The organism is Arsenicicoccus piscis (genome assembly GCF_022568835.1).
Taxonomy (GTDB): Bacteria; Actinomycetota; Actinomycetes; order Actinomycetales; family Dermatophilaceae; genus Arsenicicoccus; species Arsenicicoccus piscis.
Map to the genome: position 1 here is coordinate 21816 of NZ_JAKZHV010000007.1, position 23579 is coordinate 45394.

The 23579-nt window shown below is 71.5% G+C and carries 17 protein-coding genes and 1 pseudogene; 10 read left to right on the plus strand and 8 right to left on the minus strand.

The window, feature by feature from the left end:
• Position 1: 1 nt before the first annotated feature.
• Together ptsP and MM440_RS12740 are read left to right on the plus strand one after the other, a co-directional pair.
• A complete protein-coding gene (gene ptsP, locus MM440_RS12735; RefSeq protein ID WP_241444716.1) occupies positions 2 to 1684 on the plus strand; it encodes a phosphoenolpyruvate--protein phosphotransferase in 1683 nt (560 codons plus the stop codon).
• A gap of 385 nt (positions 1685 to 2069) precedes the next feature.
• Positions 2070 to 4838, plus strand: a complete 2769-nt coding sequence (locus MM440_RS12740) for a DNA gyrase/topoisomerase IV subunit A (RefSeq protein ID WP_241444718.1) — start codon at positions 2070 to 2072, stop codon at positions 4836 to 4838.
• 2 nt (positions 4839 to 4840) lie between these two features.
• Here the strand turns inward: MM440_RS12740 and MM440_RS12745 are convergent, their stop codons facing one another.
• The gene (locus tag MM440_RS12745; RefSeq protein WP_241444720.1) at positions 4841 to 5224 is read right to left on the minus strand and encodes a hypothetical protein; all 384 of its coding nucleotides are present in this window, start codon (positions 5222 to 5224) and stop codon (positions 4841 to 4843) included.
• Positions 5225 to 5310: 86 nt separating this feature from the next.
• Here MM440_RS12745 and MM440_RS12750 point away from each other — a divergent pair, with 86 nt between their 5' ends.
• The 4 genes from MM440_RS12750 (at position 5311) to MM440_RS12765 (ending at position 11787) form a co-directional block, all read left to right on the plus strand.
• Positions 5311 to 6294: a GlxA family transcriptional regulator gene (locus MM440_RS12750; RefSeq protein WP_241444721.1), complete on the plus strand. Its 984-nt coding sequence runs from the start codon at positions 5311 to 5313 to the stop codon at positions 6292 to 6294.
• A gap of 127 nt (positions 6295 to 6421) precedes the next feature.
• Positions 6422 to 8413, plus strand: a complete 1992-nt coding sequence (gene ftsH / locus MM440_RS12755) for an ATP-dependent zinc metalloprotease FtsH (protein ID WP_241444722.1) — start codon at positions 6422 to 6424, stop codon at positions 8411 to 8413.
• Positions 8410 to 9372 (plus strand): sucrase ferredoxin, encoded by a 963-nt coding sequence (locus MM440_RS12760; RefSeq protein ID WP_241444723.1) that lies wholly within the window; start codon positions 8410 to 8412, stop codon positions 9370 to 9372. The genes ftsH and MM440_RS12760 overlap by 4 nt, the downstream gene beginning before the upstream one ends.
• Before the next feature lie 114 nt (positions 9373 to 9486).
• Complete coding sequence (locus MM440_RS12765; RefSeq protein ID WP_241444724.1) at positions 9487 to 11787, plus strand: glycoside hydrolase family 3 C-terminal domain-containing protein; 2301 nt, start codon at positions 9487 to 9489, stop codon at positions 11785 to 11787.
• Between the two features lie 33 nt (positions 11788 to 11820).
• Here the strand turns inward: MM440_RS12765 and MM440_RS12770 are convergent, their stop codons facing one another.
• Positions 11821 to 13260, minus strand: a complete 1440-nt coding sequence (locus tag MM440_RS12770; RefSeq protein ID WP_241444862.1) for an APC family permease — start codon at positions 13258 to 13260, stop codon at positions 11821 to 11823.
• Between the two features lie 219 nt (positions 13261 to 13479).
• On the opposite strand from MM440_RS12770, the gene MM440_RS12775 reads away from it, so the two are divergent.
• Positions 13480 to 14604 (plus strand): hypothetical protein, encoded by a 1125-nt coding sequence (locus tag MM440_RS12775; protein WP_241444725.1) that lies wholly within the window; start codon positions 13480 to 13482, stop codon positions 14602 to 14604.
• A gap of 31 nt (positions 14605 to 14635) precedes the next feature.
• Here MM440_RS12775 and MM440_RS12780 read toward each other — a convergent pair whose 3' ends face one another.
• Positions 14636 to 16078 (minus strand): TrpB-like pyridoxal phosphate-dependent enzyme, encoded by a 1443-nt coding sequence (locus MM440_RS12780; protein WP_277626685.1) that lies wholly within the window; start codon positions 16076 to 16078, stop codon positions 14636 to 14638.
• Positions 16079 to 16204: 126 nt separating this feature from the next.
• Between MM440_RS12780 and MM440_RS12785 the strand changes: the two genes are divergently transcribed.
• Positions 16205 to 16783 carry a hypothetical protein gene (locus MM440_RS12785; RefSeq protein ID WP_241444726.1) on the plus strand — a complete coding sequence of 193 codons (579 nt, stop codon included), beginning with the start codon at positions 16205 to 16207 and terminating at the stop codon, positions 16781 to 16783.
• Here the strand turns inward: MM440_RS12785 and MM440_RS12790 are convergent.
• From MM440_RS12790 to MM440_RS12800, 4 genes and pseudogenes are all read right to left on the minus strand, one after another.
• A pseudogene (locus tag MM440_RS12790) lies at positions 16761 to 18299 on the minus strand (glycoside hydrolase family 15 protein). The gene MM440_RS12785 and the pseudogene MM440_RS12790 overlap by 23 nt on opposite strands.
• A 183-nt stretch (positions 18300 to 18482) precedes the next feature.
• Positions 18483 to 18665: a trehalase-like domain-containing protein gene (locus tag MM440_RS17425; protein ID WP_338155660.1), complete on the minus strand. Its 183-nt coding sequence runs from the start codon at positions 18663 to 18665 to the stop codon at positions 18483 to 18485.
• Positions 18666 to 18677: 12 nt separating this feature from the next.
• Positions 18678 to 19055, minus strand: coding sequence for a cupin domain-containing protein (locus tag MM440_RS12795; protein ID WP_241444727.1), 378 nt, complete (start codon positions 19053 to 19055; stop codon positions 18678 to 18680).
• A 35-nt stretch (positions 19056 to 19090) separates the two neighbouring features.
• The gene (locus MM440_RS12800) at positions 19091 to 21217 is read right to left on the minus strand and encodes a DNA gyrase/topoisomerase IV subunit B (RefSeq protein ID WP_241444728.1); all 2127 of its coding nucleotides are present in this window, start codon (positions 21215 to 21217) and stop codon (positions 19091 to 19093) included.
• Between the two features lie 148 nt (positions 21218 to 21365).
• Here MM440_RS12800 and MM440_RS12805 point away from each other — a divergent pair, with 148 nt between their 5' ends.
• Together MM440_RS12805 and MM440_RS12810 are read left to right on the plus strand one after the other, a co-directional pair.
• Positions 21366 to 21584: a DUF7455 domain-containing protein gene (locus tag MM440_RS12805; RefSeq protein WP_241444864.1), complete on the plus strand. Its 219-nt coding sequence runs from the start codon at positions 21366 to 21368 to the stop codon at positions 21582 to 21584.
• Between the two features lie 142 nt (positions 21585 to 21726).
• Positions 21727 to 22221, plus strand: coding sequence for a DUF456 domain-containing protein (locus tag MM440_RS12810; protein ID WP_241444729.1), 495 nt, complete (start codon positions 21727 to 21729; stop codon positions 22219 to 22221).
• Between the two features lie 44 nt (positions 22222 to 22265).
• Here MM440_RS12810 and MM440_RS12815 read toward each other — a convergent pair whose 3' ends face one another.
• Complete coding sequence (locus MM440_RS12815) at positions 22266 to 23576, minus strand: M1 family metallopeptidase (RefSeq protein ID WP_241444730.1); 1311 nt, start codon at positions 23574 to 23576, stop codon at positions 22266 to 22268.
• Between the last annotated feature and the right edge of the window lie 3 nt (positions 23577 to 23579).

Here is a 23579-nt window from a genome sequence, read left to right on the forward strand (position 1 = left end):
GATGGCTGACCACCAGACCCTCACCGGGATCGGTGTCAGCGTCGGCACGGCTCACGGGCCGGTGGTCCAGGTGCGTCCCGCACCGAAGCCACCGGCCGGTGAGGAGCCGACGACGGACGCCGCCGCCGCAGGCGGGAAGGTCCGCGAGGCGATGGCCGAGGTGGCCGCCTCGCTCACCGAGCGCGCTTCCCGCGCCGACGACCACGCCAAGCCCATCCTCGAGGCCGGGGCCATGATGGCCCAGGACCCGGGCCTCGCCCAGGGCATCGACAAGCACCTCGCCGAGGGCAAGGGCATCACCAACGCGGTCAACGACGCGACCGAGGAGTACTGCGCGATGTTCGAGTCGCTCGGTGGCTACATGGCCGAGCGCGTCACCGACCTGCGCGACGTGCGCGACCGCACCATCGCCCGCCTGCTCGGCGTGCCGGAGCCGGGCGTCCCCGACCTCGAGGAGCCGAGCATCCTCGTGGCGCTCGACCTCGCGCCCGCCGAGACCGCCACCCTGACTCCGACCACCACGCTCGGCATCATCACCCAGGCCGGCGGGGCGACGTCGCACACCGCGATCCTCGCCGCCCAGCTGGGCATCCCTGCCGTGGTGCAGGTCGCCGGCGCGCTGGACATCCCGAAGGGCACCCACGTCGCCATCGACGGTGGCGTCGGCGAGGTCATCGTCGCCCCCACGGACGCCGAGAAGGAGCAGCTCGCCGAGCGCTCGCGCCGGCGTGCGGCCGCCCTGTCCAACGTCCGGGGTCACGGCGTCACCAAGGACGGCACCCGGGTCCAGCTGCTCGCCAACATCGGCACGGCCGAGGACGCCGAGCGCGCGGCCGCGGAGGACTGCGAGGGTGTCGGCCTGTTCCGCACCGAGGTGCTCTTCCTCGACAGCGACACCGCGCCCACGCTGGAGGAGCAGCAGGAGACCTACGAGCGGGTCTTCCGCGCGTTCGGGGACCGCAAAGTCGTCGTGCGCACCCTCGACGCCGGCGCCGACAAGCCGCTGGCGTTCGCCAACCTCGGCGAGGAGGAGAACCCCGCTCTCGGTGTGCGCGGTCTACGGCTGCAGCGCCGGCGGACCGACCTGCTCGAGACCCAGCTGGACGCGCTGGCCGCCGCTCAGAAGGCGACCGGCGGCAACGTCTGGGTGATGGCCCCGATGGTGGCCATCCGCGAGGAGGCGCAGTTCTTCGCCGACCAGTGCCGCAAGCACGGCATCAAGGTGGCCGGCACGATGATCGAGGTCCCCGCGGCCGCGATCCGCTCGACGGACATCCTCGAGGTCTGCGACTTCGCGTCGCTCGGCACCAACGACCTGTCGCAGTACACCTTTGCGGCGGACCGCATGCAGGGCGAGCTCGCGGGGCTGCTGGGCATCTGGCAGCCGGCGCTGCTCGACATCATCAAGATGGCCTGCGACGGCGGTCGGATCACCGGCAAGCCCATCGGTGTTTGCGGCGAGGCCGGCGGCGACCCGCTGCTCGCGCTCGTGCTCTGCGGCCTCGGCGTCTCGTCGCTGTCCATGGCCGTCGGCAAGATCAAGGCAGTCAAGACCGCCCTGCGCCTGCACGACCTCGGCACCTGCCAGCGGATGGCCGACGCCGCCCGTCGCGCCAAGGACGCCAAGGACGCCCGCCAGGCCGTCATCGACCTGGCCGACCCGGTGATGCTCGACCTGATCTAGGTCGGTCTCGACTGCCGCAGCGCTCGACTCGGGCTGCGTGGTCGAGACGGCACTTGGGCACGCCCGCGCCGTCGACACGGCACTTCGGCACCGAGATGGTTGGTACACCAGCCATCTCGGTGCCGAACTGCCATCTCGGCGGGGTTGGGGTCACCAACCGCCATCTCGGTGCCGAAGTGCCATCTCGGCGGGGTTGGCGTCGCCAACCGCCATCTCGGTCACCAACCGCCGTCTCGGCGGGTTGGCGCGGCCGGCGCCACAGCCGCGCCACCCCCCAGCCCACCCCCACGCCCGGGTAGACCCGACGGCGAGCCTGCGGCCGGGTTACGGTGGCGTGGGACAGGATGGGCAGGATCGGAAACCTGACCCCGAGGAGCTCCACCGCATGGCCCGCCGCACCCCCGCGCCACCGACCGACGAGGTCTACGACGAGAAGATCCTCGACATCGACGTCGAGCAGGAGATGCAGGGGGCGTTCCTCGAGTACGCCTACTCGGTCATCTACTCGCGGGCCCTGCCGGACGCGCGGGACGGGCTGAAGCCGGTGCAGCGACGGATCCTCTACGGCATGCACGAGCTGGGGCTGCGACCCGAGCGGGCCCACGTGAAGTCCTCCCGCATCGTCGGTGAGGTCATGGGTAAGTACCACCCGCACGGCGACACCGCGATCTACGACGCGTTGGTGCGCATGGCCCAGCCGTTCACGATGCGGCTGCCGCTCGTGGACGGGCACGGCAACTTCGGCTCGCTGGACGACGGACCGGCCGCGAGCCGCTACACCGAGGCGCGGATGTCGCCGTCCGCGCTACTGATGGTGGCGAGCCTGGACGAGGACACCGTCGACTTCGTCCCCAACTACGACGAGTCCGAGCAGCAGCCGTCGGTGCTGCCGGCGGCGTTCCCGAACCTGCTGGTCAACGGCGCGAGCGGCATCGCGGTCGGCATGGCGACGCAGATGCCGCCGCACAACCTGGTCGAGGTCATCGCCGCGGCCCGTCACCTGATCGGCAACCCGCAGTGCAGCCTCGATGACCTGATGCGTTTCGTGCCCGGACCGGACCTGCCCGCGGGTGGACGGATCGTCGGGCTGGACGGCATCCGGGATGCCTACCTCACCGGCCGCGGCACCTTCCGCACCCGCGCGACGGTCACCATCGAGAACGTCACGCCCCGCAAGAAGGGCATCGTCGTCACCGAGCTCCCATACCTGGTCGGCCCGGAGAAGGTCCGCGACAAGATCAAGGACCTGGTCCAGTCCAAGCGGCTGCAGGGCATCAGCGACTTCAAGGACCTGTCGGACCGCAAGAACGGCCTGCGACTGGTCATCGAGATCAAGAACGGCTTCAACCCCGAGGCGGTCCTCGATCAGCTCTACCGGCTGACGCCGATGGAGGACTCGTTCGGCATCAACAACGTCGCCCTGGTCGGGGGTCAGCCGCAGACGCTCGGGCTGAAGGACCTGCTGCGCGTCTTCGTCGACTTCCGCACCGACGTCGTGCGGCGGCGCAGCGAGTTCCGGCTCGCCAAGAAGGAGGACCGCCTCCACCTGGTCGAGGGTCTGCTCATCGCGATCCTCGACATCGACGAGGTCATCGCGGTGATCCGCTCGTCCGACGACGCCGGCATCGCCCGAGCCCGCCTGATGGACGTCTTCGACCTGTCCGAGCCGCAGGCGACCTACATCCTGGACCTGCAGCTGCGCCGGCTCACCAAGTTCAGCCGGATCGAGCTCGAGAACGAGCGCGACCAGCTGCAGGCCGAGATCGCCGAGCTGCGCGACCTGCTGGCCGACGAGCGGCTGCTGATGCGGCTGGTCAGCAAGGAGCTCGACGAGGTCGCCAAGGCGCACGGCACCCCGCGTCGCACGGTGCTGCTCGAGTCGGCCGGCACCCCTGCCATCTCCGCCACGCCGCTCGAGGTGAGCGACGACCCGTGCTACGTGCTGCTGTCGTCCTCGGGGCTGCTGGCCCGCACCAACGGCCCGACCCCGCCGAGCAACGACGGCGGCCGCAGCAAGCACGACGCGATCATCGGGGCCGTGGCCACGACCGCGCGCGGTGAGTTCGGGCTGGTCACCTCCGCCGGCCGGCTCGTGAAGCTGTCGGCGCTCGAGCTGCCCACGCTGCCCCCGACCAACGGCGCCCCGTCGCTGTCGGGTGGCGCGCCCCTCGCGGCCTACGTCGAGCTCGCGAAGGGTGAGCGGCCGCTCACGATCATGTCGCTGTCCCCCACCTCGGTCGGCCTGGCCCTCGGCACGGCCCACGGTGTGGTCAAGCGAGTCACCCCCGACTATCCGAAGGGCGACTCGTTCGAGGTGATCGCGCTGCGCCCCGGTGACCGGGTCGTCGGCGCCGTCGAGCTGAGCACCGGCGACGAGGAGCTCTGCTTCGTCACCACCGACGCCCAGCTGCTGCACTTCCCGGCGGCCGGCGTGCGCCCCCAGGGACGGGGTGGCGGTGGCATCGCGGGGGTCAAGCTGGCATCGAAGGCCTCGGCCCTGTGGTTCGGTGCGGTAGACCCCACGGCCGAGAACGTCGTCGTCACCTCGTCGGGGTCCTCCTCGACGTCCGGTGCCCAGGCCGGCTCGATCAAGGTCACCGCCTTCAGCGAGTTCCCGGGCAAGGGGCGCGCGACCGGCGGGGTGCGCTGCCACCGGTTCCTGCGCGGCGAGGACGTGCTGGTCCTCGGCTGGGCCGGTGCCTGGCCGGCCCGGGCGTCCAGCGCCACCGGTAGCGCCGTCGCCCTGCCCGAGCCCGACCACCGCCGCGACGGCTCGGGCACGCCCGGCAAGGGTGCGATCGCCGCCATCGCCGGTGCCCACCGACCTGGCCCCTCCGACGGTGGCGCGGTCGGCGCCGGCGGCTCCCCCGACGAGGCGCCTGGTGGGTCCGGTGCCGATGGTGGGTCCGATAGCGCTGGTGGTGCGGGTAGCGCTGGTGGTGCGGGTAGCGCTGGTGGCTCTGGTGGTGCGGGTCGTGCCCGTCGCGCCGGTGGGTCCGCCGGAGCTTCGGGACGCACTCACGGCCCGGCCGGTGGGCAGGACGCGTTGCTCGACCTGCCGGCACCCACCGGGCCGCGGGAGCGGATCCTGGTCGATCACAGCGACTACGACCCGGACTCGCTGGACGACGTCGTGCAGACGTCGAAGGAGTAGCCTCAGGCGGCTCGGCCCCGGCCAGGCCCCTGAATCATGGCGTGAGCCTGAACCTGAGCGTGAGCCTGCGGATGAGCGCGCCACCAGCGGGTGGGCGCCCACGAGCGCTGGACGATCACGCGGTGGCCGGGAGCTGCGGTGCCGGCCGCGGCGAGCGCCGTGACCACCCGGCGGGCCAGCGGCTCCTGCGACCCGGCCTGGGCGGTCTCTACGGTGATCCGCTCGAGGTCACGGTCGGCGCGACGAGACCCGAGGCCGAGCCCCGCGCTACGTGCTCCGGAGCCGGCCGGGGTGCGGCGGTGGCGCCGGTCGGTGTGCTCCAGGAGCGCGACCAGCGCGGTGACGAGCAGGACGAGGACGATGAGGGTTGCTGTCGTGGTGGTCATGGCAGCAAATTTGCCACCGCAGGATTATCGCCACGAGTGGCTTGAAAGACATTGACCACAGGATTCCCGCCAACTACGGTGGCTGCATGACGCTGACCACCGTGGGACTGCTGGCGACCGAGCCGGTGTCCCTGTTCGAGTTCAGCGTCGTGGCCGAGATCTTCGGCATCGACCGGACCGACGACGGCTGCCCGCCGTTCGAGTTCCGCGTCTGCGCCGCCGACCCGAGCCGACCGCTCGCCACCAAGACGACCGCGCCCGGGCTCACCATCACCGCCACCCACGACCTGACCGGCCTCGCGGGGTGCGACCTCGTGGTCCTCGGAGCCAGCCCGATCGAGCCCGACGGCTCCCCCATCCGGCCGGTGCCGGCAGAGATCACCGACGCGCTGCTGGCCTGCGCGGACGCCGGGGCCACGCTGCTGTCGGTGTGCACCGGCGCGTTCCTGCTCGCCTCGACCGGCCTGCTCGACGGCCGCACCTGCGCCACCCACTGGATGTACGCCGACGAGCTGGGCCGACGCCACCCGCACGTCATCGTCGACGCCGACTCGCTCTACGTGGACGAGGGGCGGCTCATCACCAGCGCCGGCACCGCCGCCGGCATCGACGCGTGCCTGCACCTGGTGCGCCGCGAGCTCGGCACGGCTGTCGCGACCCGGATCGCCCGGCGGATGGTGGTGCCGCCGCACCGCGACGGTGGCCAGCAGCAGTACGTCGACCGGCCCGTCCCCACCCCCTCGGGCGACAGCCTCGCCGGTCTCGTCGACTGGTTGAGCGACCACCTGGACGAGCCGCACACCGCCGCGTCGCTCGCGCGACGAGCCATGATGAGCGAGCGCACCTTCGCTCGTCGCTTCCTCGCCGAGGTGGGCACGACGCCGCACCAGTGGCTAGTCCGCCAGCGCGTCCTCGCAGCCCGCGAGCTGCTCGAGCAGAGCGACCTCGCCGTCGAGCAGGTCGCGGCGCGCGTGGGATTCGCCTCGGCGGTCGTGCTGCGCGACCACTTCCGGCGCCAGGTCGGCGTAGCCCCCAGCACCTACCGCAGCCGGTTCGCCGCGGTCGGCTGACGGCTCGGCCGGCTGCTCGGGAGGCTCCTCGAGAGGCTCCTCGGGGTGCCAGCTCGGCGGGCCGCGCGGTCACGGTTCGCGTGGGCAGCCGAGGGGGTGTGTCGGTGCAGGCACGTACGCTGGGCGCATGGCAGAGCAGAAGCAGGGCCAGCAGCCGCGCGACGAGGCCGACAAGCCCAAGCCGTGGCGCACCGAGGGTGTCCCCGACGACAAGCCGTCCGGCGCGTCGGGCTCGGGCGAGCGCCCGCCCTTCAGCTGGCGACGCTTCCTGCTCACGAGCGCCCTGATCTACCTCGGGCTGTTCGGCATCCTGTCCATCCAGGACTCGATGACCGGTCCCAAGGAGGTCGCCTACACCGAGTTCGCCAAACAGGTGCAGGCGGGCAACGTCAAGGACGTCTACGCCCGCGGCGACACCATCGAGGGCGACCTCAAGGCGGCGGCACCGCTGCCCGAGGCAAGCGGGGGTGAGACCTACACCCAGTTCACGACCGAGCGGCCCACTTGGGCCGACGATCAGCTCTACGCCGAGCTGACCAAGCAGGGCACCATCGTGTCCGCCAAGCCGGTCACCGAGCAGCGCGGTTTGCTGGCCAACCTGCTCGTGTCGTTGCTCCCGTGGGTCCTGATCATCGGCCTGTGGGTCTGGTTGATGCGCCGCCAGGCCCAGGCGATGGGCGGCATGGGTGGCATGGGGATGCGGCGCAAGAAGTCGGCGCCTGTCGACCCCGAGAAGGTGCGGGTCACGTTCGACGACGTCGCCGGCATCGACGAGGTGGAGAACGAGATCGCCGACGTCGTCGACTACCTCAAGCACCCCGACAAGTACCGCGCGCTCGGTGCCCGGGCACCCAAGGGCGTGCTGCTCGCCGGCCCGCCCGGCACCGGCAAGACGCTGCTGGCCCGGGCGACCGCCGGGGAGGCGTCGGTGCCGTTCTTCTCTGCGTCGGCGTCGGAGTTCATCGAGATGATCGTCGGTGTCGGTGCGCAGCGCGTCCGCGAGCTGTTCGAGGAGGCCCGCAAGCTGGCGCCGGCCATCATCTTCATCGACGAGATCGACACCATCGGCCGGGCCCGGGGCGGCTCGCGCGCGATGGGCGGCCACGACGAGCGGGAGCAGACCCTCAACCAGATCCTCACCGAGATGGACGGCTTCTCCGGCTCCGAGGGTGTCGTCGTCCTCGCCGCGACCAACCGCGCGGACGTGCTCGACCCGGCGCTGCTGCGACCCGGCCGGTTCGACCGCACGATCATGGTCCACGCCCCCGACGCCAAGGGTCGGGTCCAGATCCTGCGCGTGCACACCCGGTCGGTGCCGCTCGCCGCAGACGTCGACCTGGACGCGATGGCCAAGGCCACCCCCGGGATGACCGGCGCCGAGCTCGCCAACCTGGTCAACGAGGCCGCGCTGCTCGCCGCGAAGGCCGGTCAGCAGCAGGTCACCATGAAGGACTTCAGCGAGGCCCTCGAGAAGGTCCAGCTCGGGGCCGCCCGCAACGTGGTCATGCCCGAGCAGGAGCGCCGCCGCACCGCCTTCCACGAGGCCGGCCACGCCCTGCTCGGCATGCTGCAGCCCGGTGCCGACCCGGTCCGCAAGGTGTCGATCGTCCCGCGCGGCCGCGCCCTCGGCGTGACGCTGTCCACCCCCGAGAGCGACCGCTACGGCTACGACGAGGACTACCTCAAGGGTCGGATCATCGGCGCGCTCGGCGGCATGGCCGCCGAGGAGGTCGTCTACGACGTCATCACCACGGGCGCCGAGTCCGACCTCGAGAACGCCACCGCCATCGCTCGCCAGATGGTCGGGCGCTGGGGCATGTCCGAAAAGGTCGGGCCGGTCACGATCCTGCCGTCCGACGGCGACCCGCGGATGATGGGCATCTCCGACAAGATGCTCTCGACGGTCGACGAGGAGGTGCGGCGGATCATCGACGAGTGCTACGGCCGGGCGGTCGACCAGCTGCGCGAGCACCGCCACCAGCTCGACGGCATCGTGACGGCGCTGCTCGACGCCGAGACGCTCGACGAGCCGGAGATCTATGCCGCCGCCGGCATCGAGCGTCCGCGGACGATCCCCGCGGACCAGGAGCCGGCTCGCGCCACCGTGCCGCACCCATGACCGGCCGCGGCAGCCTGCCCGCCGACGCCTGCTCGATCGCGTGGGAGCGGTCCGGCCTCCCCGTCTACGGCTCGGCGGCGCAGGCCACCTTCATCGTGGCGCTGGAGCAGCCCGGCCCCTGGGGGCGGGACGCGATCGTCCAGTCCCACCTGGATCCTGAGGTCGGCCGGGCGATCGAGGACGCGTGCGCCCGTGCCGGGGGCCGCTTCCTGCTGATCCGTGCGCCCGGGGCGCACTCCGACATCGAGCACGCCAGCCCTCGACGGGTCTTCGTGTCCGGCGGGTTGGCTGTCGGTCGACCCTGGCTGCTTGTCGGCACCGTGGTGCGACCAGCCACGCTGCTCGAGCTGCCGTTCGCCGACCTGGGGGCCGGCGGCGCGTTCGCGGCGCGGGCCGTCGTGCCCGGCCACCTGACCACGACGACCGGCATCCTGCTGGTCTGCACCAACTCCAAGCGCGACGTGTGCTGCGCCGTGCGGGGCCGCCCGATCGCCCGCGCGGCAGCCGAGCAGCGCCCCGGGCGGGTGTGGGAGTGCACGCACACCGGGGGCCACCGCTTCGCTCCCACCGGGGTAGCCCTCCCCACCGGTCACACGGTCGCGAACCTCACCACCGAGCTGGCCGTCGAGATCGTCGACGCCTCCGCCCGCGACGAGCTGGCCGCCGGGGCACTCGGCCCGAGCCACGACCGGGGCCGGTCCTGCCTGCCCGCCCCGGCACAGGCGGCCGAGTCGTTCGTGCGCGCCGAGACGGGCGAGACCGACCCGCACGCCTTCCGCGTCCGGATCTCGATGGCGGGCGGCATCCTCGCGCACGTGACGCACACCGACGGACGCTCGTGGCTGCTGCGCCTGGAGCTCGCGCCGACCGGTGACGAGCGCAAGGACAGCTGCGCCAAGCCAGCCACCCCCTCCAGGGCGTGGACCATCACTTCCCTGCCGACCGGGGACTCCTACTAGAGTCGGGTCACGCTATGGGGCGCCGGCACCATTTTCAGGTGCGCTGCACCGGCGCGGCCCCGGACCGCGGCAACACAACGGCACGCACAACCCGTCAACGACGAACGGTGGATCATGACCGGCCTGGACACCCCTGATCTGCTCGCCCAGCTCAGCCTCGAGGAGAAGGCCGCGCTCACCAGCGGGCTCGACTTCTGGCACACCGTCCCGGTCGACCGACTGGGTATCCCCAGCGTCATGGTCGCGGACGGACCGCACGGTCTACGCAAGCAGGGCTCGCAGGCCGACCACGTCGGCATCGGCGGCTCCAACCCCGCCACCTGCTTCCCGCCGGCGGTCGGCCTCGCCTCCTCGTGGAACCGCGCCCTGGTGCGCCGGGTCGGCGAGGCGCTCGGGCACGAGGGTCGCGCCGAGGAGCTCGCGGTCATCCTCGGGCCGGGCATCAACATCAAGCGGTCCCCGCTGTGCGGGCGCAACTTCGAGTACCTCTCGGAGGACCCGCTGGTCGCCGGCGAGCTGGCCGTCGCGATGGTCGGCGGCATCCAGAGCCAGGGCGTCGGCACGTCGGTCAAGCACTACGCGGTCAACAACCAGGAGACGGACCGGTTGCGCGTGAACGCCGTGGTCGACGAGCGGACCCTGCGGGAGATCTACCTGCCGGCGTTCGAGCGCACGGTGAAGCAGGCCAAGCCGTGGACCGTCATGGCGTCCTACAACAAGGTCAACGGGGAGTGGGTCAGCCAGGACCCGTGGCTGCTCACCGAGGTGCTGCGCGACGAGTGGGGCTACGAGGGCATGACGGTCTCGGACTGGGGAGCCGTCGTCGACCGGGTCAAGGGCCTGGCCGCCGGTCTCGACCTCGAGATGCCCGGCCACCAGGACAAGACCCCGGCCGAGGTCGTCGCCGCGGTGCGCGAGGGGCGCCTGGACGAGGCTGACCTCGACCGCGCCGTGGGCCGGGTGCTCGACCTGATCTCACGCGCCATGACCGAGCAGGCCGAGCCTGCTGCACCCGTCGACCACGACACCCAGCACGCGATCGCGAAGGCGGCGGCGCTCGAGTCGATCGTGCTGCTGCGCAACGAGTCTCGCGGTTCCACCACCAGCTCGGCCCGGCCCCTGCTCCCCCTCGACCCCGCGGCCAGCGAGCGCCTGCTGGTCGTCGGCGAGCTGGCCCGCACGCCGCGCTACCAGGGGGCCGGGTCCAGCCAGGTCAACCCGACCCAGGTGTCGGACGCGCTCAGCGCCCTGCAGCGCACGGTCGGCGACCGACTGACCTTCGCCGCGGGCTACGACGTGGCTCTCGACGAGGCCACGGACCATGCCCTGCTGGACGAGGCGGTCGCGGCCGCCGCGGACGCCGACGTGCTCGTCGTGTTCGCCGGGCTGCCCAGCCGCTACGAGTCCGAGGGCTACGACCGCACCCACCTGGACCTGCCGCCGAACCAGCGCGCGCTGATCGACGCGATGGCCGACCTCGACAAGCCCACCGTGGTGGTGCTGTCGAACGGTTCCGCGGTCACCCTCGCCGGCTGGCACGACCGGGTCGACGCCGTGGTCGAGGGGTGGCTGCTCGGGCAGGCCGGTGGCGAGGCCCTCGCCGACGTGCTGCTCGGCGTCGTGAACCCGTCCGGCAAGCTCACCGAGACGCTCCCGCTGGCGCTCGAGGACAACCCGTCGTTCGGCAACTTCCCGGGCGCGCTCGGCGAGGTGCGCTACGGCGAGGGGGTGTTCGTGGGTTACCGCGGCTACGACACCCGCCACCAAGCCGTGGCCTACCCGTTCGGCCACGGGCTGTCCTACACGCGCTACGACTACACCAACCTGGACGTGCGCGTCATCGACCCCGACGCGACCGCCGAGACCGAGGAGGCCGTGCTCGTCGCCGTCACGGTGACCAACGTGGGCGACGTCGACGGCTCGGAGATCGTGCAGCTCTACGTCGGCGACCCGCAGTCCGCCGTGGCGCGGCCGGTGCACGAGCTGCGTGGCTTCTCCAAGGAGTCGCTGGAGGTCGGGCACTCCCACCGCGTGCGGTTCACCCTCTCGGGACGCGACCTCTCCTACTGGCACCCGGCCGAGCGACGCTGGTTCCTCGAACCCGGCGCGTTCGTCATCGAGGTCGGCGCGTCGGCGCGCGACATCCGCGGCACCGCCACGATCGAGATCACCGGCGGCGACCGCGCGACCACGCACCTGACGTCGGCGTCGACCTACGAGGAGTGGCACGACGACCCGGTCGGCGGTCCGCTGCTGGCCGAGCACTTCGAGCGCCACGGCAAGACCATGGTGGAGCCCGAGGTCATCGGCAACTTCCCGCTGGATCGGCTCGCGGCCTTCGAGGGCATGTCGCTCAGCACCGAGCAGCTGGCCGACCTGGTGGCCGACCTGCGCGCCCGCTCCGACCAGAGGTAGCGGCCAGAGGTGTAGTGGTCAGGGGCGTAGCGGTCAGCTGTAGGGCCGGCTCTTGCGCTGGCGCGGCAGCTCGTCCGGGTGCCCACCGAGGTGCGTGACGTCCTCGGGCGTGTGCCGGTCGCGGGAGATGAACCGGGTGCCGATGAAGTGCAGCACCCACAGCCCCATGCCCACGAGGAGCAGCCACCCGGCCACCACGTAGTCGCTGGCCGCACGCTGCGACAGCGGGCTGGCCAGGTAGCCACACAGCAACGCCCCGATGATCGGGATGATCGTCGGCGCCTTGAAGTGGTCGTGGTCGACCGGGCTGCGGCGCAGCACGAGCACGGCGATGTTAACGATCGTGAAGACCACGAGCAGCAGCAGCGACGTGGTGCCGCCGAGCGAGGTCAGGTCGGCGAAGTAGATCAGCCCGAACGCCAGCAGCGTCGTGAACACGATGGCGACCCACGGGGTGCGCCGGGTGCGGTGCACGATGCCGAGGGTGCGGGGCAGCACGCTCTCGTACGCCATGCCGTAGAGCAGCCGCGAGGCCATCAGCATGTTGATCAGCGCCGAGTTGGCGACGGCGAACATGCTGATGACCGCGAAGATGGCGATCGGGAAGCCGGGGGCGCCCGCCTCGACGACCTTCAGCAGGGGCGTCTCGCCCTCGCCGAGCTCGCTCGGCTCCACCAGGGTCACCGACGCGATCGCGACCAGCACGTAGATCACGCCGGTGATGGTCAGACCGATGAGCATCATCTTGGGGAAGATCTTGACCGGGTCCATGGTCTCCTCGGCCATGTTGACCGAGTCCTCGAAGCCGACCATCGCGAAGAACGCCAGGGCCGTCGCCGCCGTGACGGCGGTGAAGGGGTTGGCCCCGTCCTTGACGCGCAGGTCGGTCAGGGTCGCGGCGTCGCCCTTGCCCTGACCGATCGCCCACAGGCCGATGGCGATGATGATGAGCAGGCCGGTGAGCTCTACGAGGGTCAGCAGCACGTTGACCTTGACGGACTCGCCGACGCCGCGGAAGTTGATCCCCGCCACGAGCAGCATGAAGCCGAGCGCGCACAGCAGCAGCGCGACGCCGCCCGACTGCCAGCTGAGACCGGCGGCCTTCGACAGGTTGCCGGCGAAGGCGATCGCGGCGCTGGAGGCCGAGGTGAGGCCCGAGCACATGACCGCGAAGCACACGAGGAAGGTGAGGAAGTGGATGCCGAACGCCTTGTGCACGTAGACCGCGGCGCCGCCGGCCTTGGGGTACTTCGTCACGAGCTCCAGGTAGCTGAACGCCGTCAGGATCGCGACGACGAACGCGCAGAGGAACGGCAACCAGACGGCCCCGCCGACCTCCTTGGCGACCTTGCCGGTGAGGGCGTAGACGCCGGTGCCGAGGATGTCACCGACGATGAACAGCAGCAGCAACCACGGACCGATGGCCCGCTTGAGCGACGGCTCCTCGCGGGCCTCGTCCTCGGCGCCGGTCATAGGGGTAGACCCGGTCTCACTCACGGACACACCCTCACCCTGTGCAGATGCTGAGGTCCACACGCGGAGCGGGATGTGTCCGAATCGGTACCAAGGAGTCACAGGAATTCTCAGCAACTCATAGCCTCCTGACAGCCATCCGCCCCGTGGTCCTCAGGTGCGGCGAGCACACTCGCGCCCAGTGCTGATCACGCAACGATGCTGTCCTCAGGAGGAACCATGACCACCGCCCTCGAGCGACTCCCCCGTTCCGTGCGCACCGTCGCCCTCGGCGCCGCGGCCGCCGCGACGCTGGCCGCGTGCGGCTCCGCCCAGGCCGCGGGTGGTGGAGCCCTCCCCGGGGCTACCCCCTCGGGCAGCGCCTCCTCCGGCTCTGGCGCCTCGGGCTCTGGGTCCTCGGGTTCCGGCTCGTCCGGTGAGCAGGGCCGCGGTGGACGTGGTCACGGTGGCATGGACGGTCAGGGTGGTCACGGTGGGCCTGGCGGGCATGGCGACATGGGTGGTGGCGGCGCTCAGGGCACCATCGCCACCGTCGACGGCTCGACGGTGACGATCAACGACCGGCTCGGCACCCGCACCCTCACCATCGCGAGCACGGCCACCATCACTAAGGCGGCCACCGGTTCGCTCGCCGACGTGAAGGTGGGGTCGTGCGTCTCGGCCCGGCCGGCGAACGGCACGGACCGGTCGGCGACGGGCTTCACCGCGGCGGCGGTCACCGTCGCGCCGGCCGGCACCTCCGACCGGTGCGCCACGGTGGCGTCCGTGAGCGGCTCGAGCTTCACCGTGACCATGCCGGCCCGACCGGACCGCGGCACCAAGTCCTCGCCGGGGACGAGCGGGACCAGCGGGACCGATGCCCCGTCGGCGGCTCCCTCCACCGGCACGGCGACGCCCAGCACGGCGACGCCCAGCACGACCACCATCACGGTCACGACCAACAGCGCGACGACCTTCACCACCCTCGCCAAGGCCACACTCGCCGACGTGACGACCGGGCAGTGCCTCGCCGCCAGAGCGGCGCGGTCGACGGGCGGCTCGGCCGGCGGTTCGAGCGGCTCCTCGGCCGGCGGCTCGACGACGCCGACCCCCACCCCGTCGGCGACCACCGAGAAGATCCCGGTCGAGGTCACCGACGTGTTCCTCTACGCCCCCGTCGACGGCCAGTGCGTCGGTGTCGGCGTCAAGGGCATGGGTGGCATGGGCGGCGGCAAGGGCATGAGCGGCATGAAGGGCATGCGCGGGGGCGGCAGCAGCAGCACCCCGGGCACGACGACGCCCACCCCGGGCAGCACCACGCCCGGCACGACGGGCACCGCCGGCGCCGCGAGCTACTCCGCGTGACCCGGCGAACCCGGCTGGACCAGCGGATCGACTAGATCGACGGCAGACGCCCCATCGAGTCGGCCAGGTGGGCGTCGAGCTGCGGGTCGTCGCCGGCGGCCGTGGTGAACCCGCTCGTCAGGTAGTCACCGTACGACGGCAGCTCGAGATGTCCGTGACCCGACAGCCCGACGACGATGACCTTGTCCTCGCCGGTCTCGGCGCAGCGGCGCGCCTCGGCCACCATGCCGGCGATCGCGTGGGTCGACTCCGGCGCAGGGATGATGCCCTCGTGCGTCGCGAAGAGGATGCCCGCGGCGAAGCACTCGTCCTGCTCCAGCGCGACGGCCTCGAGCTCGCCCTCGTGGTAGAGGTGGGACACCAGCGGCGCCATGCCGTGGTAGCGCAGGCCGCCGGCGTGGATCGCGCTCGGCATGAAGTCCTTGCCGAGCGTGTGCATCTTCATCAACGGGGTCATGCCCGCGACGTCGCCGAAGTCGTAGGCGTAGACGCCGCGCGTCAGGCTGGGGCACGCCGCAGGTTCTACGGCTCGCACGATCGGGGCCATCCGACCAGCCCACCGCTCGCGCAGGACCGGGAAGGTCAGCCCCGCGAAGTTCGACCCGCCGCCGGTGCACCCGATGACGACGTCCGGCGTCTCGCCGGCCTTGTCGAGCTGGCGCAGCACCTCTTCGCCGATGATCGTCTGGTGCAGCAGCACGTGGTTGAGCACCGACCCGAGCGCGTAGTTCGTCATCGGGCTCTGCACCGCGGCCTCGACGGCCTCGGAGATGGCGATGCCGAGGCTGCCGGTGGAGTCTGGGTACTGCTCACGGATCACCCGGCCCGCCGCGGTGAGCTCGGACGGGCTACGGTGCACCGTCGCCCCGAAGGTCTCCATCATCAGTCGGCGGTAGGGCTTGGAGTCGAAGGAGTTGGCGACCTGCCACACCTCGCACTCCAGGCCGTACTGCGCGCAGGCGAAGGCCAGGCTGCTCCCCCACTGCCCCGCGCCCGTCTCGGTGGTGAGCTTGGTGACGCCGGCCTCGTGGTTGTAGAACGCTTGCGGCACAGCGGAATTCGGCTTGTGGCTGCCGGCGGGGCTCACCCCTTCGTACTTCACGTAGATCCGGGCGGGAGTGCCGAGGGCGCGCTCGAGGCGGGTCACGCGCAGCAGCGGGCTCGGCCGCCACAGCCGGTAGACCTCCTGGATCGCCTCGGGGATGTCGAACCACCGCTCGGTGCCGAGCTCCTGCTCGATCAGCGCCGGCGGGAAGAGCGGGCCGAGGTCGTCAGGGGTGACCGGCTCGTGGGTGCCGGGGTGCAGCATCGGCGGCATCGGGGTGGGCAGGTCGGCCACGATGTTGTACCACCGCGTCGGCATCTCGGCCTCGCTGAGCAGGATCTTGTGCTCGGGCCGGCGGCCGTGGGTCGGGTTGCTCGACCCGTCGCCGGGCTGGGTCTCGGAGGTGCGCTCGGAGGACGTCGTCGTCATGGCCCAAACCCTAGCGCCGCCCACTGACACCCACCGACACCCACCGAACGGTCGATGACAGATGTCATGGCGGGCCGCTGACGGGACTCATACGGACGTGCCGACCGCCGCGCCTACGGTCGACCCATGACCAGGACGAGCGCCTCCGCCCCCCTCATCTCTTCGACCACGATCGGCTCGACCATCGGGCTGGTCGGCGGCACGGTCTTCGTGCTCGCCAACCGGTCGGCGCTGCCCGGCCACTGGTCGACCGCCGCACTCGTGGCCTGGCTGGTGGCACTGGCGGCCGCTGTCTACTCGATCTACGTGCTGCGCGTCGAGCGCCGGCCCGACGCCGCGCCCAGCCGCTGGGCCGGGCCGATCTACCTCGGGTCCTGCCTCGCGATGATCGCCCTGATCGCAGCAGGTTCGGCGGTCCTCAGGGCGCGCGGCCAAGGGGACGCCGTGCCCGCGCTCATCGCTTTGGCGGTGGGCCTGCACTTCATCCCGTTCAGCCGCGCGTTCGGCCTCGACTTCTTCACCCGGCTCGGGATCGCGCTCAGCACCATCGGCGCGGTGGGCCTGGTCCTCGCCCTGACCTGGACCCTCACGGCGGCGGCCACCGCCGCGGTGCTCGCCGGCCTGGTCATGACCGCGATGATCGCCGCGGGCGCCGTGACCGCACCGCGCACGGCGGGCGCCGTCACCGCCGCCGACTCCCGCTGACGGGCGGTGCCGACCGGCGCTGACGACCGGCGGCAGTCGGGTCGGACAGCGCGCTCGCCGCGCGGATGAGCGCCAGGTGGCTGAACGCCTGCGGGAAGTTGCCGAGCAGCCGCCCGGCCTCGGCGTCGTACTCCTCGGCGAGCAGACCGAGGTCGTTGCGCACGGCGAGCAGCCGGTCCATCAGCGCGAGCGCGTCGGCCCGTCGGCCGGAGCGGGCATACTGCTCGACCAGCCAGAAGCTGCACATCAGGAAGGTCCCCTCCCCGCCACGCAGCCCGTCGCTGGTCACGGTGGCCCGGCTCCCCGCACCACCAGCCCCCGCAGCACTAGCCTCGCCATCACCACTGACAGCGTCCTCGGTCAGGTAGCGCCGCACGAAGCCGTGCCGGTCGACCAGGGTCTGCTCGATCCGCGCGGTGGTCGCGAGCATGACGTCAGAGTCGGCGGCCACGAAGCCGGTCTGCGGGATCTGCAGCAGCGCTGCGTCCACCGCGTCGGTGTCGTAGTGCTGCACGAACGACCCGTCTCGCACCCCGCGCGCCCAGATCTCGTCGTGCAGGCGGTCGCGATGGCCGCGCCACCGCTCTACGGGCCCTCGTAGACCGTGCTCCTCCACCGCGCGCACACCGCGGTCGAACGCCGCCCACATCAGGACCCGACCGTGCGTGAACAGGTGCGGGTCACCGCGCACCTCCCAGATGCCGCGGTCGGGCTCCTCCAGGCGCGACTCGACCAGGCGCAGCAGGTTGCGCTGCAGCGACCACGAGAAGGCGTCCTCCTGCACACCGGCGGACCGCAGCCGGTCCAGGGCGAGCATGACCTCGCCGACGACGTCCGCTTAGTACTGGACGTAGGCGCCGTTGCCGACGCGCACCGGCCTCGAGGCGTGGTAGCCGGCCAGATGGTCGAGCGTGCTCTCCGGGAGGTCGCGCTCACCGGCGACGCCGTACATGATCTGCAGGTCCTCGGGGTCGCCGGCGATCGCGCGCAGCAGCCAGTCACGCCAGTGGGCAGCGACGTGGACGTGCCCGTGGCTCGCGAGCGCGTCGATGGTGAAGGCCGAGTCGCGCAGCCAGGTGTAGCGGTAGTCCCAGTTGCGCTCGCCCCCGATCGCCTCGGGCAGCGAGGTGGTGGGCGCGGCGACGATGCCGCCCGTGCTGTGCAGGGTGAGGGCGCGCAGGACCGCGAGCGAGTCGTTGACCTCCTCGGCATAGCGGCCCTGGACGTCCACCTCGTCGCGCCACCGGCGCCAGGTGCGGGTGAGCCAAGCCAGCTCGGCGTCCACGTCGGGGGCCACCGGCACCGCCAGGTGCGAGGGCCGCCAGGTCAGCGACCAGGTGAGGGTCTGCCCCGCCTCCAGGTGGAACCGGCCGTGGTGCGTGGCGTCGCGGCCGGTCAGCCGGGGGCCGTGCAGGGTCAGCGAGTGCGGCCCGGCGGTCGCGCGCACCACCTCCGCGCCGCTCGGGTCGTGCGTCCGGCGCACCCACGGCGCGGTCCGGCCGTAGTCGAAGCGCATCACCAGATCGACCTCGACGTCGACGCTGCCGGCGGTGCACTCGACCCGCCGTACCACGCCGACCCCGGGATCGTTGGAGTCGTCCTTGCCGTGGGTGAGGAAGTCGGTGGTCGTGACCGACCCGGCGGGTGTCGTCCAGTCGGTGTCGAGCACGAAGCTGCCGTCGCGGTAGCGGCGCCCGTCTCAGACGCCGTCGACCGGCACCACCCGCCAGTAGCCGTTGCCGCTGTCACCCAGCAACCGGGCGAACACCGCGGGCGAGTCGAATCGCGGCACGCAGAGCCAGTCGATGCAGCCGTCCGCGACGAGCGCGGCGGTCTGCCGGTCGGAGAGCAGCGCGTAGCGCTCGGTCGGCGGCTGACTCACCGGCTCACCTGCTCACCGCTGCGGGAGGAGCATGGTCACGGTGAGCGTGGTGGGCTCCAGCGCGCGCACCGAGTGCCGCAGCAGCGCGGTGAGATGCAGGACCATCCCCGGTCGCAGGTCGATGGTGCGGTCGGGCACCACGAGCTCGGCCCGCCCGCGCCGGACCTCGATCAGCACCGGATGGTGCGCCGCGTGCTCGTGCAGCTCGTCACCCTCGGCGAACTCGAAGGCGACGATCTTGGCGGAGGGTTCGTCCAGCACGGTGCTGGCGCCCGGGCGGCCACCGCGCGAGGTGCTGTGCCCCGCCAGGGTCTCGACCACCGTCGCGGTGCCCTCGGTCGTGCCGGGCGCACGTCCTTTGCTGACGTGTCCTTCGGTGGGATCGGCCATGATCCCTCCTTCCTGTCCCGCCCATCGTCTCGCCCTCAGGCGTCGATGCGCTCGCTGTCGAGGGAGTGCGCGGAGTCGACGATGAAGTCCTTGCGCGGGGCCACCTCGTTGCCCATGAGCAGGTCGAAGACGCGCTCGGCGGCCTCGGCGTCGGCCAGGGTGACCCGCCGCAGGGTGCGGTGCCGGGGGTCCATGGTCGTCTCGGCGAGCTGGTCGGCGTCCATCTCACCGAGCCCCTTGTAGCGCTGCGGCGGCATCTTGATCTTGCGGCCGCGGCGCTCGAGCGTCTTCATCGTCGTGCGCATCTCGGCCTCGTTGTAGGTGTAGAGCAGCTCGTTCTTCTTGGAGCCGGCGTTGATCACCTCGATGCGGTGCAGCGGCGGCACGGCGGCGTAGACCCGGCCCGCCTCGACGAGCGGGCGCATGTAGCGGAAGAACAGCGTCAGCAGCAGCGTGCGGATGTGGGCGCCGTCGACGTCGGCGTCGGTCATGATGATGACCTTGCCGTAGCGCACCAGGTCCAGGTCGAAGCTGCGCCCCGAGCCGGCCCCGATCACCTGGATGAGCGCGGCGCACTCGGCGTTCTTGAGCATGTCGCCGACGGTGGCCTTCTGGACGTTGAGGATCTTGCCGCGGATCGGCAGCAACGCCTGGAAGTCCGACAGCCGCGCGGCCTTCGCGGTGCCCATCGCGGAGTCCCCCTCGACGATGAACAGCTCGGTGCGCTCCACGTCCGTCGAGCGGCAGTCGTAGAGCTTGGCCGGCAGGCTGGAGGACTCCAGCGCATTCTTGCGACGCTGGGTCTCCTTGTGCTGACGCGCCGAGATGCGCGACTTCATCTCGGCGACGACCTTCTCGAGCAGCTGGGACGCCTGGGTCTTGGTGTCCCGCTTCGTGGAGGTCAGCAGGGAGGTGAGCTCACGCTCTACGACACCGGCGACGATGCCCCGGACCGCGCTGGTGCCGAGCACCTCCTTGGTCTGGCCCTCGAACTGGGGCTCGGCGAGCCGGACGGTGACCACCGCCGTCAGGCCGGCGAGGACGTCGTCCTTGTCGACCTTGTCGCCGCCGACCTTGAGCCGGCGCGCGTTGACCTCGAGCTGCTTGCGGAACACCTTGAGCAGCGCCTGCTCGAACCCGGCGACGTGGGTGCCGCCCTTGTGCGTGTGGATGATGTTGACGAACGCCTCGGTGCGGGTGTCGTAGCCCGTCCCCCACCGCAGCGCGATGTCGACCACGCACTCGCGCTCCATCTCGGTCGAGACCATGTGGCCCCGCGCGTCGAGCTGGGGCACCGTCTCGGTGAAGGTGTCGGAGCCCTGCAGCCGCCACACGTCGGTGACCGGCTGGTCGGGGGCGAGGAACTCGACGAACTCGCTGATGCCGGCGGCGTTCTCGAAGCGCTCCTCGACCGGACCGTCCTCGCCCGGCGTGCCCTTGACCCGGCGCTCGTCACGGCACTGGATGCTCAGCCCCGGCACGAGGAACGCGGTCTGGCGGGCCCGGTCGGTGAGCTCGGTCCAGGACAGCTCGGCGGTCTTGAGGAAGATCTGCGGGTCGGTCCAGTAGCGCACGCGGCTGCCGGTGGTGCCGCGCTTGGCCTTGCCGACCACCCGCAGCTCGGACCCGGACTCGAACGGCGTGAACGGGCTGTCCGGCCCAGCCCCCGCCGAGTCGTCGAACGTGCCGGGCTCGCCGCGCCGAAAGCTCATGGCGTAGGTCTTGCCGGCGCGGTCGACCTCGACGTCGAGGCGGGCGGCGAGGGCGTTGACGACCGACGCGCCGACGCCGTGCAGGCCACCGGACGCGGCATAGGAGCCACCACCGAACTTGCCGCCGGCGTGCAGCTTGGTGAAGACGACCTCGACCCCCGAGAGGCCGGTGCGCGGCTCGATGTCGGTGGGGATGCCGCGACCGTCGTCGCGCACGGTCACCGAACCGTCCTCACCCAGGACGACGGCGATCGCCGAGCAGTGGCCGCCGAGGGCCTCGTCGACGGCGTTGTCGATGATCTCCCACAGGCAGTGCATGACACCGCGGCTGTCGGTCGACCCGATGTACATCCCCGGTCGCTTGCGGACAGCCTCCAGGCCCTCGAGCACCTGAAGATGGCGCGCGGAGTACTCGTCGGTCGACGTCTGGCTCTTGCGGGTCTCTGGCACGGCCGTGACGCTACCCGCCCCCTCTGACAGACCCCTGCAGGCACGCCCACCAGGACGCTCACAGGCTGGCCAAATACCGTGAGGGAAGGAATCGGCATGGAAGACTGTTGACTACGCCGTGCACGACATCGACGAGAAGGAGGCCGACGTGACTGCCGCTCTTGCATCCAAGGAGCTGACCGCAGCCGATCGCTGCGACCGTTGTGGCGCTCAGGCCTACATCCGGGCCCGCCTGGCCACGGGGGGCGAGCTGCTCTTCTGCGCCCACCACGGGCGTGAGCACCTCGACAAGCTCAAGACGATCGCGGTCGAGATCGACGACCAGACCGCGCGGCTCGTGGAGTCCACCATGGCGACCGAGCTGTAGCAGCACCCGATCACGACGGGCCGCACCCCTCCCGGGTGCGGCCCGTCGTCGTTGTCGAGAACCCGTCGTCGTTGTCGAGACCCGTCGGGGACGCGTCGAGAACGCGTCCAGAACGCCCACCACCTGAGGGGATACTGAGGCCATGGACTCCTCCGTGATCACGAGCATCGCTGCCCTCGGCGTGGTGGTGGGTCTGCTCGGCATCGTCATCCCGGTGCTGCCCGGCCTGCTGCTCGTCTGGGGCTCGGTGGCCGTCTGGGCAGCGCTGGCCCAGAGCGCCGCGGGCTGGGCGGTGCTCGCGATCGTCACCGTGCTCTACGGCATCGGGCTCACCACGCAGTACCTCCTGCCGGGGCGCGCACTGAAGAACCAGGGCATCCACTGGACCACCACGCTCGCGGGGGTGGCGGTCGGCATCGTCGGCTTCTTCGTGATCCCGGTCGTCGGGTTCTTCGCCGGGTTCGTGCTCGGCATCTTCCTCGTGCAGCTGAGCAAGCTGGGCTCGGCGCGGGCGGCCTGGCCGTCCACCGTCCACGCGCTGCGCGCCGTCGGCCTGTCGATGCTGATCGAGCTCGGTGCCGGCGTGCTGATCGCCGCGACCTTCGCGGTCGCGGTCCTGAGTGGCGTCGGGCGCTGACCGGCTGGTCGCGCCTCGTGGGGCGCTGAGGCGAGCGGCGCGGTCTACGCCTCGAGCTGCGGCAGCGGCGAAAGCGCCTCGGTGTAGAGCCACCGGTCGAGCAGCGGGGCCACCGGCTCACGGGTGAAGGCCTGCACGTGGTGGGCGAACATCATCGTGGTGACGACGCCGTGCCGGTGCCGGGTGGTCCAGGTGCGCAGCATCTCGAAGAAGTCGCGGTCGCCGAGCAGCGCCCGGATCGCGTGCACGGTCAGCGCCCCGCGCTTGTAGACCCGGTCGTCGAACATGTCGCTGCTGCCGGGGCTGCCGACGAGCAGGTCCTGCGGCGAGCGGGCGAGCCGCTGCCAGTGCACGGCGGCCTGCTGCTGGGCCGTCCCGCGACCGGAGTGCTCGGACCAGAGCCACTCGCTGTAGCACGCGAAGCCCTCGTGCAGCCAGATGTCCTCCCAGCTCTCGGCCGTCAGGCTGTTGCCGAACCACTGGTGCGAGAGCTCGTGCGCGACCAGCCGCTCGTTGTCCCAGCGCGGGACGACGTGGTTGCGGCCGAAGCTCGCGAATCCTTGCGCCTCGAGCGGGATCTCGAGCGGGTCGTCGGTGATCCCCACCCGGTAGGTCGAGAACGGGTAGGGCCCGAAGAGCCGCTCGTAGAGCTCGAGCATCGCCACCTGCTCGGCGAACGCCGTGCCCGGGCCGACGGCAAGGCCGCGCGGGTGGACGATCTCCACCGGCACGCTCGCAGCGCGGTGCTCCACCTCGGCCGGGCCGATCTGCACCGACGCGAGGTAGGGCGCCATCGGCTCGCGCTGCTCGTAGACCCACGTGGTGCTCGCCCCGCGTCGGCGCCGCGAGACCAGTTCGCCGTTGCCGGCGACGTGGTAGGCGGCTGCGACCGTGACGGCCACCCGGTAGGTCGCCTTGTCGGCCGCCCAGTCGTTGCACGGGAACCACGATGGCGCGCCGTAGGGCTGGGAGCCGACGAGCACCCCGTCGGTGAGCTCCTCCCAGCCGGCGGTGCCGTGCGGCCCGCGGACAGGACGGGGCTTGCCGGAGTACCGGACGACCACGGTGACCGGTCGGTCCGGCGGCAGCGGCGCGACCGGCCGCACCGTCAGGCAGTCCCCTCGTTGGCCCGAGCGCTGGGGCCGGCGACCGTCGACGCTGACCGACGAGACGTGCAGACCGTGCAGGTCCAGGGACAGCTCGTCGAGCTCCTGGACGGGCACGACGGTGAGGGTCGCGGTGCCCTCGAGCCGGTTCGTGGCGACCTTGTAGTCCAGGCTCAGGTCATAGTGCGTGACGTGGTAGCGGGTGTCGCCGTGCCCTGGGACGTACGGGTCGGGCGTGAACTGCGACACCCA

Excerpts from the sequence above, each read along its gene's own strand:
- MM440_RS12770 (WP_241444862.1), bottom strand. The coding sequence starts at position 13,260 with ATGACCGGCGCCGAGGACGAGGCCCGCGAGGAGCCGTCGCTCAAGCGG.
- MM440_RS12810 (WP_241444729.1), top strand. The coding sequence starts at position 21,727 with ATGGACTCCTCCGTGATCACGAGCATCGCTGCCCTCGGCGTGGTGGTG.
- MM440_RS12765 (WP_241444724.1), top strand. The coding sequence starts at position 9,487 with ATGACCGGCCTGGACACCCCTGATCTGCTCGCCCAGCTCAGCCTCGAG.
- MM440_RS12760 (WP_241444723.1), top strand. The coding sequence starts at position 8,410 with ATGACCGGCCGCGGCAGCCTGCCCGCCGACGCCTGCTCGATCGCGTGG.
- ptsP (WP_241444716.1), top strand. The coding sequence starts at position 2 with ATGGCTGACCACCAGACCCTCACCGGGATCGGTGTCAGCGTCGGCACG.
- MM440_RS12775 (WP_241444725.1), top strand. The coding sequence starts at position 13,480 with ATGACCACCGCCCTCGAGCGACTCCCCCGTTCCGTGCGCACCGTCGCC.
- MM440_RS12745 (WP_241444720.1), bottom strand. The coding sequence starts at position 5,224 with ATGACCACCACGACAGCAACCCTCATCGTCCTCGTCCTGCTCGTCACC.
- MM440_RS12750 (WP_241444721.1), top strand. The coding sequence starts at position 5,311 with ATGACGCTGACCACCGTGGGACTGCTGGCGACCGAGCCGGTGTCCCTG.
- MM440_RS12780 (WP_277626685.1), bottom strand. The coding sequence starts at position 16,078 with ATGACGACGACGTCCTCCGAGCGCACCTCCGAGACCCAGCCCGGCGAC.
- ftsH (WP_241444722.1), top strand. The coding sequence starts at position 6,422 with ATGGCAGAGCAGAAGCAGGGCCAGCAGCCGCGCGACGAGGCCGACAAG.
- MM440_RS12795 (WP_241444727.1), bottom strand. The coding sequence starts at position 19,055 with ATGGCCGATCCCACCGAAGGACACGTCAGCAAAGGACGTGCGCCCGGC.
- MM440_RS12740 (WP_241444718.1), top strand. The coding sequence starts at position 2,070 with ATGGCCCGCCGCACCCCCGCGCCACCGACCGACGAGGTCTACGACGAG.
- MM440_RS12785 (WP_241444726.1), top strand. The coding sequence starts at position 16,205 with ATGACCAGGACGAGCGCCTCCGCCCCCCTCATCTCTTCGACCACGATC.